This window comes from Virgibacillus oceani, assembly GCF_014638995.1.
Classification (GTDB): Bacteria; Bacillota; Bacilli; order Bacillales; family Amphibacillaceae; genus Virgibacillus_E; species Virgibacillus_E oceani.
Genome location: NZ_BMFR01000035.1, coordinates 1 through 9911, shown reverse-complemented (window position 1 = coordinate 9911; position 9911 = coordinate 1). Strand labels below are relative to the sequence as shown.

Sequence of the window (9911 nt, the reverse complement as noted above, 5' to 3'; positions counted from 1 at the left end):
AATCTTGCCCTACAAGCTGCTTGATAACTTAATAAATTAATGTGTCTAATTTTTCGGGGTCACTTCAAAACCACTCTGCGGGGTCTTCGGACTCGTGCTTTTCCCGCAGGAGTCACCGCCCTCCGCTCACCCGGACTAGTGAAGTGGAATTAATATATATCGGTACATGCATAGATTGTAATTATTAAATATAAAGTATCTATAATATCTTTAAGAAATCATGATTACTTTATAAATACACTTACTAGCAGCCCGTATACACGGAGACTCCTGTGGGAGATGTGGCATCGGTGAGACCCCGGAGCGCGTCAGCGTGAGGAGGCTCATCAGCCGCCCACGGAAAGCGAAGTGTATACGGGCTGCGGGACCAAAGAGCGTCCAAAATAATGCAAAATCACCACAAGTATTTACGTCGAATTTTACGGAAACTATGTTGTTAATAAACAATATAGTTAATAAAATAAGCCGTTAGAAAGACCGCGAAAGAAAGGATCTTCGCGGTCTTGCAGTTAATAATTTTCATGGTCTATTTCAATCGCTATTATCTCACCTGTATACGCATCAATTTCCATATCTGCTTCTTTTGTCTTGGAGTAAATTTCAACTTCATAAATCAGGCGATCATCATTGCGGCGAACACGGCGCAGCACTTCCAGACCACTTAGCTCTGGAAGCATAATGTCTAATAAAACCAAATCCCACTCTTTTTGTTCCATTAAACGAAGTGCATCTTTCCCATTACCTGCAATCTCCGTCTTATAATTTTCATACTCCAATTCCAATTGTAAAACGCGGCTTAATTTCTGCTCATCTTCAACAATTAAAATGGCTGATTGAACCATATCCACACCTGCTTTACATGTCTTTTAATGTACTATATCAAAAAATGTACACTTTAACATTAATTAATCCCAAAGTGACACAGCGTCATATTTATGTTGACTTGTGACACTGTGTCATTTATAATAGGTTCATAACATTTATGACACACTGTCACTTTGATTTGTTAATGGAGGCGAAATGATGCCAAAGCAAACATTTTTTAATTTACCTGAGGAAAAAAAACAAACTTTGATTGAAGCAGCCAAGAAAGAATTTTCAAGAGTCTCCTTATATAAAGCATCCATTTCAAATATTATTAAGACTTCTGGTATACCAAGAGGAAGTTTCTATCAATATTTTGATAATAAAGAAGATGTATTCTTCTTTCTATTAAATGAACACGCAAAAGAAAGACAGAAAAAGTTTCTTTTCCTATTAAAAGAAACAGATGGTGATATATTTGAAACGGTAACAATATTATATAAATCGATGCTGAAAAAATCGCAAAACCAGGAAAATCGTGATTTTTTCAGAAACGCTTTTTTAAACATGAATTACAAAATCGAGAATATTTATACAAAAGAGTTAGATAAAAGCCACATTAATAAACAGTTTAAAAAGATTAGTCATTTAATCAATACTTCAAAATTGAACATTAACAATGATAATGAATTATTTCACGCTATCAAAATAATTATGGCAGTTACTTTCCATAATCTTGTACAAAGCTATGCAAAGGAAATAGCTTATGATGATGCGGTCGAATACTTTACTTTAGAAATGAATCTGTTAAAAAAAGGGTTATACAAACACGACGATTTATAAATACCTGTATCGAAGGAGAATTTTTATGGAAATTAAAAAGTCTGTTCTTTATGAATGGAAAAATTTATTTAAAATATATAAGTTTGCACTTGATGAAGTGAATACGAAGCTAAATATTTTAAATGAAGATTTCCAATTTATTCATCAGCATAACCCCATTGAACACCTTAATTCAAGAATAAAAACTCCCGAAAGCACAATGGAAAAGCTTGCACGAAAAGGATTAGAGCCTACTTTGGAAAATGCCAAAAAGTATATACATGATATTGCCGGTATCCGTATTACTTGTTCTTTTATTACCGATATTTACAGTATTTATGAATTAATAAGGAAACAGGACGATATAAATATCCTGCAAATTAAAGACTACATTAAGCAGCCAAAGCCGAATGGTTACAAGAGCTTACATTTAATTATTGATGTTCCAATATTTCTAACAGACAGGGTAGAAAAGGTTAAAGTTGAAATACAAATCCGAACTATTGCGATGGACTTCTGGGCAAGTCTTGAACACAAAATTTATTATAAATTCGATAAAGCTATTCCAGCTTCATTACGTAATGAACTAAAAGAAGCAGCAGATTCCGCAAATTACCTTGATGAAAGAATGGAAAAGATTAAAACGGAAGTGGACCTGTATGCACGGCCACAACTAGTTAAAGGTTAATCTGCTTTCTTTTCGAAACAAATAAATTGCAAATTGTATCGCAAAAAATAGATAATATAGAAAATAAAAAACCATATGCTGTTTACGTAGGCAAATAGATAAAGAGTTTACTATGGGGAGTGATTATTATGCTAGCATTGGATCATATTGTAGTCGCAGCGATTAATGCTGAAGAATCAAGTGCAAAGTATGGAAATAAATTTACAATTAAAGCCGTAAAAGGTGGTGAACATGCAGATTGGGGCACATATAACTATTTATCTTATTTCTCAAATGATAGTTATATAGAGTGGCTTGGCGTGACGGATGCAAGCAAAACGAAAAACGCAGAAAATCCATTGATTCAGCATTTGGATTACGTTTTAGATAATAAGTTTTCTGGTCCATTTCAATTTGCACTCAGGACAAATGAAATGGACGATTATGTAACTCATTTCAAAGAAAATAACATTCCCTTTTCAGGTCCTTTTGCTGGCCAGCGGAAAAAGCCGGATGGCAGTCTATTAAAATGGCGCATGCTATTTCCTAGTTACAATCATGAGAAAGAACTGCTTCCATTTCTAATTGAGTGGGAGAATCCAAAAGATGCTTATCCGGACACCAGTTTGCTAAACGTACAATCCATTCCAAAAATCAATTATAGTGGGGTAGATAGAGATACTTTTGCACATATTTATCAATTAAAACCAAAAAAACTTAATAAAAACTTGCTGACATTACAAAATTGTAAAATAAACTTTGGCAACTATGATAAGTTACATTTTGATTTAGTTTAGTCAGATCGGGAAAAGGGATACGCACCACTTGCGTATCCTTTTTTTTATTGCATCATTGTATTTTGGCCTACCGCACAAACTGTATCATTCGGATTTGTCTTTTTGATAAATATGCAGATTTCCCGAAATCCCGCTTTTGCTAGTATCGCTTTTAATTGATTACCTAACAATCTCGTTGTCTGATCTGTAGCGCCTCTCTCATGTGGCCTCAATGTTATTGCAATTTTTCCATTCTGATTCATCTGCATGCGAATTTTCGCTAATGTCTTAACAGGATATTTCCAGAACGTAATATTGTTAATAGCCAATACCTTATCTATTTTCTTATGAAGAATAGGAAATTCATCGGCATTATGCTGAAAAATCCCTATCTGTCCATTGGTCAAACGTTTGTTTAATTTCTTTAAAACTTGGTGTACCATAGCCTCGGATGGATCAACACCAGTAATATATATCGTATCATGCCGTTTCAGCATATCCATTATTGCTTGCCCAGGGCCAAAACCAATTTCAACAATATGGTCTTGCTCCTGTATATCTAAAAAGTTTATTGTCCATTGGTTAATGTGCTTGTTTTCCTTAGCCATATACCAGCCAAACCATTTCCCTATCCAGCCAGCTGGCTTAGAGAACTGTGAGAAAAGGATCTTCATGTTATAAAACACCTCTTTACACACATTCCCAAAAACAGCATAAAAATAACCACCTTCAATTAAGAAGGTGGACCAATGTTTACTTAACCTAGTTGTTCATGTAAAAAATCTGTTACTGACTCTGGTGTTTTTGTATATGCACTATGCTGATGGGCAAGCTTTTCACCATTTTGGAAAATTAAAATGCTCGGTATGCCCATTACCTCATACTTCTCAGCAATGCCTTTTACCTCATCAGTATTTATTTCATACCAATCATAGTTATTAAATTCCTCTAAAACATCGCCAATGAACATATCCATTCGTTTACAATCCGGACACCAGTCAGCAAAAAATTTAATAATGACAGGTTTCTCGCTTTGAATCACTTCGTTGAATTTATCTTCTGTTCTTATATATTCCATTTATTACACACCCCTTTACCTTTCCTACTTCTATTTTATCGATTATAAGCAGGATTGTCTTATAGTTTGCTTAGTTCGCATATTCCACTCGTCCAAGTATGTAAGCAACAAGCAATCCAATTATAAATGTCCCTGCGCTCAGCAGCAGTAATGCAGTTGAATTGGGCCACCCAGGAAATACAACTACAATTGATCCAATCACTAATCCGATAATGAGTGCAAATGTCATAATTCGATATCTGCTCAAGAAGAAATTAATAATTTTGCTCATTACTAATATCCCAATAACAATGCCTATGCCTGTTACAGCGATTATATCAAGCTTGAGATTACTGATCGCACTGATAATCGTAGGATAGACACCAATAACCAACAGCATAAATGAACCGCTAATTCCAGGAAGAATCATTGCACTGCTGGCAATAATCCCTGAGAAAAACAACAAAATGTAAGTGGAATTCGTTATATTGTCGATTACAGCAGGTTCGTCAGCCTGTAAAAAAGCCATGGCCGCAACGATTATTGCCCCAATTATCAATAAAATATAATGCTTAGCACCAAACGTTTTTTTAGCATCTGCTTGGTGAAATAAATAAGGTAATATCCCGATTATTAACCCTAAAAAGAAAAACTGTGTTGGGCCTGGATAGTGTTCAAATAACCATTCAATAACACGGCTTAGCAGCAAAATGGCCGCCCCTACCCCTATGCCAAGCGGGATTAAAAATCCTAGATGCTTTTTCCAGTCTTTACTTAGTATTCCATTTATAGCAGCAATTAATCGATCATATATCCCTAGCAATACTGCAATCGTTCCACCGCTGACACCGGGAATAACATCGCTTGCGCCCATGAGCATTCCCCGATAAATATTTTTCCATTCCATTTATTTTAATCTCCTTTAATTCCTCAATTAATAAACACATAACGTTATCATATCAAAAATGGGTTACACATTACATAAAAAGTTTGATCTTTGGGAAAGCTCGACTCACTTCCTAACGAGGGTATAATTAGACTCTGCTTTAAATATGATGCTTGTCTTAGAAGGAACTATTTCACTAAATCCTAACATTCCGATGAAGAGGTGCCTTACCTAGCAAAATTTCCAAAAAGCGCCGCTTGAAAAACCATGCTCCATTTTAAATTGGCAGCATGGTCTTTTCGTTTACCTTATTTTTCAATGAACTCTAGCTCCGGCATCCATTGAGACATATGTGCTTTAATTTCCTCATAATGTTCCTGTGCATTTGGTAATTGTTCATTCGTTAACTGATACATTGGTATAACACCATAGTCTCTCCAGTCTTGATACGTTACAAATGTTGGAACAAATTTTGGCGAGGTTACGTCTATTGTCTCCTCTTCGCCAACAATCGTTTTATGAATGGTAAATTTCATAATACCACCTATCCGACGGTAAAATTCATCCTGTCCGGACAAAAAGTTTCCTAAAGAATAAGCAACAAGTGTCTTATTGCCACTTTCACCTTCCACCCAATCAACCGGCTGCAGGACGTGGGGATGATGACCCAATACGACTTCGACCCCATGATCAGCTGCAAATTGTACTAAATCTTTCTGTTCCTCACTAGGTAGTCGTTCATACTCATTTCCAAAATGAAGACTTAAAATGGTTACATCAGCTTTTGATTCCGCTTCTTCAATTGCACCAGCCATGTTATCCCGATCAATCAAGTTAACTAAATAATCTTTTCCATCAGGTACAGGAATGCCATTCGTTCCATATGTATAAGCTAAGAAAGCCACAGATATCCCCTCTTGTGTTTCATATACACGAATGTCATTGCTGTCTTCCTGATCCCTATATGCACCTGTATACATCATGTCTATTGTTTCCCAATGCTGAATAGCCTGTTGAATTGCCTCTTCTCCATGGTCCAATGTATGATTATTAGCAATAGATACAACATCAACTCCAGCATCCTTCAATGCATCGCCAACCTCTACTGGACTATTAAATCGCGGGTAAGATGATAGACCGATAGATTCGCCTCCAATCATGGTTTCTTGGTTGGCAATCGTAATCGTTGAGCTGTTTAAAAACGGCTTTACTGCATCCAGCATCGGTGTAAAGTCATACCCTCCTGCAACCTTTGCATCTTTGTAAACTTGCGAGTGAATAAGCATATCACCAATTGCCGATATCGTTATTTCCTTTTCAATTTTCTCCGGTTCCTTAGGTTTTTCTTGCTCTTCTTTTTCCGTTTCTGTTTGCGGTTCCTTATTTGGATCACTTGTTGTTTCTATATTTTCCTTGTCATTAGAACAAGCTGCAACGAATAACAACATAAAAATCGTAAGTAAAATTAAGATATTTCCCCTTCTCATTGCAAGATACTCCTTAAATCCTTTTGCATTTATCATAACACGTTTTGACAAATTTCAACATTACATACTGACATGTTCCTTCTTCCAATATTTATAATAGACAAACTTCTATAATTGCATTTTCGGTATTGTTTTCTACATTAAAATAGAATTTTCCCCAAGTGAGATTTCTATTTTGAATCTATCTGTTACTGCAAAAATACTATTTTAGCTTAAGCAGCTTTTTCTGTGACATGGTAAGATAGGAAAAATTAATAGAGTAGGAGAGACTTAAATGATGACTTCAGCTAAGAGAATAAATAAAGTTTCTAACGTAATTCATTTATCCAATAAACTTCATGATGAATTGTTAACCATACTGGATGAGCTATTTATTTTTTCAATGAATCATTTTGATAGCGAAATTATAACTAAAACAAATAAAATATTGTCTAAAATAGAAGGATCCAAGGAAATAAAACATCGTATTTACCCGCAATTAATTTGGTGGATAATCTTTAGCTGTTCAATAGGAGCGAAAAATAAACCTATTTACCACCTGTTTTGGGGGATACATCAACATAAATGGAAAAAGAAAGGAAAAGCTATCAATCGTATACTAGGTGAGTGGAAACAGGTAAAACCTAGCTTTTATATTGTAAAATCAATAGGTGATAGTAAAAGGGTATATGAACTTATTGATATATTTGGATACAAACGGCTTATTGCTGGTATCTTCAATGACATCTATAGGAAAGCTCAATGCGGAGAAATGGTAACTGGTACACTTTTACCTATTGGTGATGACATTTACACAACACCTGTAGACTTTTTTCATATACCATTAAGCATAACACCTAAACTATCATGGGAATTAATAAACCATAACCAAAATAGATCCTTACCACCTGAAGATTATCCTTCAGCGTTAGAAATTGTACTTAGAAAAATGTAAATAGTAAAAAAATCATGGGAGATTTTGGGGAACCCTCATTTTAAAGGCAAGATTCTGAAAAATGGAGTAGCGGAATCCAATTAATATCCATTTCTGCTATCCCTGCACAGTCCTATTTTACACATCGATTTTTACGGGTATTCGGATTTTATAGTGGAAAAGGGCTTATAATTCACCCTTCTTCAATTTCTTTAGAAATATGGAAAAACGAATACCAAAGTTAACTAAATTCCATAAAGATGCTCTTTCGTTATAGATGAATTATGAAAAAAATATCCAATATACTTTAGAAGTTAAAAAACTATAAAAAAAGCATTTAATTTACTTTTCTATTCATCTACCCATATAGTTATAGTAAAGTTTTAGTTCAAAAGCGTTCTGTTGCAATACCTAATGCAATGTATAATTACTGCGAATCTAAATATAAATTGAAAATTTGAATAAAAAATAAATAAAAAATAGTACATTATATCTATTAAATTAATGGGATTTTTTCCGATATTAAAAATAATATCTTTTTAAGGAGGGATATTACTTACTTATGGTCTCTAGTATTCAAAGATTACTAAATAATTATTTTGATAAAAGTAATGTCCAACAACAAAATTTCCGTAACACAGTTTCACAATCAGTAGAGAGAACTGATGGTGTTCATTCTAATAAGAATGTAGAAATATATAATCCCAAAACTAATAAAGTGAAATACAATGATAAATCTATTTCACCACGGTTACAGGTTGACAGAAATTACAATTTAACTATTGAAGAAAACAAAGTATACAGTGTGGATACAGATTATGGATTGATAAACTATCAATTTAATAGTGATTCAAATTCAAGTTACGTTCAAACACTGCATTACGATAATCAAATTAGTGATGAGAAACGTGTCCATCTAGAGAAAAACAGGCAATTTTTAACTCATTTACAGACGTTTGCAGAGACTGGAAGAATTAATATTATGTATACTGCAAGAGAAGCTAGTGAAGTACTAGAAGGATTTAATAGATTGGGAATCAATACCGAAGAGCCTTTCACTATAAATAATAAACCGACAAGATATAGGATTGATCCTTCTGGTGTTATTCATGAAGTTGATCTTGAGAGTAGAGGAATGATAGAGAAGGATTGGAGAAAGTTTGGACATGATGAAAATACTATATTTATAATTCAAGGTAAAGAGTACAAAATGGACGAGAATGGTCAACTTCCTTTACCAGAAGATTATGTCCATAAACATGAGCAAGTACAAATTATTAATAAATAATGTTCAGTAACATAATATTTCTAGCACCCTGAAATTTATATAGGGTGCTTTTTTCTTGGATTTTCGGATTTATGGTGGAACGGAACTTATAGCTCTCCCTTTTCCAACTCCTTAATAAATGTGGTGAAGTCGATACCAAAGTTATCTGAAACGTTGTGATCTGTAACGTGGTCAAACATATTTGGTAAAGCATCGTAAAAAGCATTTTTATTAAAACGAGGTTTACGCTTTTTATGAAGCTTTTCGTTGAATAAAATTTTTGCCCTTAAAGAATCGAAAGAATATCCTTTTCCCAGTCGTTCAACATGACGTATAATGCTATTTATAGACTCTGTATATGCGTTAGTAAGTCTTTTATCAAAGTGATTGAATATTTCTTCATTCCAATTGTCTACGGCTCTAACAAGGTCTTTATAAGCATCTTTAACATTACTGGATACACAACGCTGACGCCAATTTATATATCGTTTTTCTCCTTCTTGTGAACTTGGCGTATCCCATATCTTATAGAATTCTTCTTTGAGTTCATAAGCTTCCTTCAAATCAGGAATATTTCCAAGCCAAGTTTCTAAAAGTAGCAATTCACGGTCGATTAGATCGTGCCTGCGTTTGAGAAGTATAAACCTATCACGCATAAGTGTTCTTCTTCCTTTTGGTGTCATATTAGTTCTTAAAGATTTCCTAACACTATCCAAGGCTTGATTTGCCATACGGACTACATGAAACTTATCTACCACCACTTTAGCGTGTGGAAGGACGATATTCACTGCATCTTTGTAAGGTTTCCACATATCCATTGTGACGTATTCGATATAAGACCTATCTTCAATCTCTAAAAGGCGTTTAATGACTGTATCCTTGTTACGATCCTTTTTGATGTCATAGATAGTTCTCCGTTCAACGTTGGTAAGTACCAGACGAGGTTTACGAATGATGTGTATTTCATCTATCCCAAGCCATTTAGGAGTCTCAAATTGGTATTCTCTTTCTTTAAATGCCGCATAGTCCTTAAAGACGTTCCTAACGGTCTTCTCGTCAACACCAACGCTTTCTGCGACTTCTACAAAGGTCTTAGACATTGATTGCTCTTCAATGGATTCTAACAGCCTTCTGGTCATACTACGCTTTTCGTCAATGGATATAATGTAAATCAGCACATTATCCCAGACATCAAATATCAAATTAATCCAGCTTAAAATCCGAGATAATGT

General features: G+C 34.5%; 11 protein-coding genes and 1 pseudogene. 5 read left to right on the top strand and 7 right to left on the bottom strand.

Annotated elements, in window-relative coordinates; all coding sequences use genetic code 11:
- Window positions 1–509 precede the first annotated feature (509 nt).
- Both IEV74_RS20065 and IEV74_RS19480 read right to left on the bottom strand, forming a co-directional pair.
- Window positions 510–599, bottom strand: a complete 90-nt coding sequence (locus tag IEV74_RS20065) for a hypothetical protein (RefSeq protein ID WP_444545760.1) — start codon at window positions 597–599, stop codon at window positions 510–512.
- Window positions 600–614: 15 nt separating this feature from the next.
- A pseudogene (locus IEV74_RS19480) lies at window positions 615–842 on the bottom strand (response regulator); the annotation flags it as partial.
- 181 nt (window positions 843–1023) lie between these two features.
- Between IEV74_RS19480 and IEV74_RS19475 the strand changes: the two are divergent.
- The 3 genes from IEV74_RS19475 (at window position 1024) to IEV74_RS19465 (ending at window position 3090) form a co-directional block, all read left to right on the top strand.
- Window positions 1024–1647, top strand: a complete 624-nt coding sequence (locus IEV74_RS19475) for a TetR/AcrR family transcriptional regulator (RefSeq protein ID WP_188457012.1) — start codon at window positions 1024–1026, stop codon at window positions 1645–1647.
- Between the two features lie 25 nt (window positions 1648–1672).
- The gene (locus tag IEV74_RS19470; protein ID WP_188457011.1) at window positions 1673–2314 is read left to right on the top strand and encodes a GTP pyrophosphokinase; all 642 of its coding nucleotides are present in this window, start codon (window positions 1673–1675) and stop codon (window positions 2312–2314) included.
- 128 nt (window positions 2315–2442) lie between these two features.
- The gene (locus IEV74_RS19465) at window positions 2443–3090 is read left to right on the top strand and encodes a VOC family protein (RefSeq protein WP_188457010.1); all 648 of its coding nucleotides are present in this window, start codon (window positions 2443–2445) and stop codon (window positions 3088–3090) included.
- Window positions 3091–3134: 44 nt separating this feature from the next.
- Here the strand turns inward: IEV74_RS19465 and IEV74_RS19460 are convergent, their stop codons facing one another.
- From IEV74_RS19460 to IEV74_RS19445, 4 genes are all read right to left on the bottom strand, one after another.
- Window positions 3135–3743, bottom strand: a complete 609-nt coding sequence (locus IEV74_RS19460) for a class I SAM-dependent methyltransferase (RefSeq protein WP_188457009.1) — start codon at window positions 3741–3743, stop codon at window positions 3135–3137.
- Window positions 3744–3826: 83 nt separating this feature from the next.
- Window positions 3827–4147 carry a thioredoxin family protein gene (locus tag IEV74_RS19455; protein WP_188457008.1) on the bottom strand — a complete coding sequence of 107 codons (321 nt, stop codon included), beginning with the start codon at window positions 4145–4147 and terminating at the stop codon, window positions 3827–3829.
- A 70-nt stretch (window positions 4148–4217) separates the two neighbouring features.
- The gene (locus IEV74_RS19450; RefSeq protein WP_188457007.1) at window positions 4218–5033 is read right to left on the bottom strand and encodes a DUF368 domain-containing protein; all 816 of its coding nucleotides are present in this window, start codon (window positions 5031–5033) and stop codon (window positions 4218–4220) included.
- Window positions 5034–5320: 287 nt separating this feature from the next.
- Window positions 5321–6499: a CapA family protein gene (locus IEV74_RS19445; protein WP_188457006.1), complete on the bottom strand. Its 1179-nt coding sequence runs from the start codon at window positions 6497–6499 to the stop codon at window positions 5321–5323.
- A gap of 274 nt (window positions 6500–6773) precedes the next feature.
- Between IEV74_RS19445 and IEV74_RS19440 the strand changes: the two genes are divergently transcribed.
- Both IEV74_RS19440 and IEV74_RS19435 read left to right on the top strand, forming a co-directional pair.
- Window positions 6774–7433: a hypothetical protein gene (locus IEV74_RS19440; RefSeq protein WP_188457005.1), complete on the top strand. Its 660-nt coding sequence runs from the start codon at window positions 6774–6776 to the stop codon at window positions 7431–7433.
- A 541-nt stretch (window positions 7434–7974) separates the two neighbouring features.
- Window positions 7975–8700: a hypothetical protein gene (locus tag IEV74_RS19435; protein ID WP_099157669.1), complete on the top strand. Its 726-nt coding sequence runs from the start codon at window positions 7975–7977 to the stop codon at window positions 8698–8700.
- 86 nt (window positions 8701–8786) lie between these two features.
- On the opposite strand, the gene IEV74_RS19430 is transcribed toward IEV74_RS19435, so the two are convergent.
- Window positions 8787–9911 (bottom strand): ISL3 family transposase (locus IEV74_RS19430; RefSeq protein WP_229683269.1); only part of this gene is annotated, 1125 nt, incomplete at its 5' end.